Here is a 459-nt window from a genome sequence, read left to right as displayed (position 1 = left end):
ATTCGGCTTCGGATTCACGCACGCCCTCTTCGAACCTGCGCAGATCCCGCTGCTCCAGCGCGAGCCGCAGCGTGGGCATCACCACCTGCGCAGGGGTGCCGTCATCCGTCTCGACGAAGTGCGTGCGCAGGGCTTCATGGCGACGCACCACTTCATTGAGCGTCATCTCCAGTGCCGCGACGTCGAGCTGTCCCACCAGCCGGACCGCAGTCGGCACGTTGTAGAAGGTGTTGCCCGGCTCCAGCCGGTCAAGGAACCACAGGCGCTGCTGCGCGAACGAGAGCGGCAACGCAGCGCCGTCCCGTGCCACCGGCACGATCGCCGGCAGGCCGGACTTGCTGTCTTCGCGGGCGGCTTCGTCGATGCGCCGCGCCTGTTCGCCCAGCACCGGTGCCTCGAACAGCGCGCGCAGCGGCAGCTCCACGCCAAGCGCGGCACGTACCTTCGATACCACCTGGG

Annotated in this window: 1 protein-coding gene; it reads right to left on the bottom strand. The window is 68.4% G+C overall.

The annotated features are described in order from the left end of the window. Nucleotides 1–459 (bottom strand): condensation domain-containing protein (locus HB633_RS30675; protein ID WP_213781871.1); only part of this gene is annotated, 459 nt, incomplete at both ends.

Source organism: Caballeronia sp. dw_276 (genome assembly GCF_018449635.1).
Lineage (GTDB): Bacteria > Pseudomonadota > Gammaproteobacteria > Burkholderiales > Burkholderiaceae > Caballeronia.
Note: the sequence above shows the minus strand (reverse complement) of the source record. Positions and strands in the feature narration are given on the sequence as shown.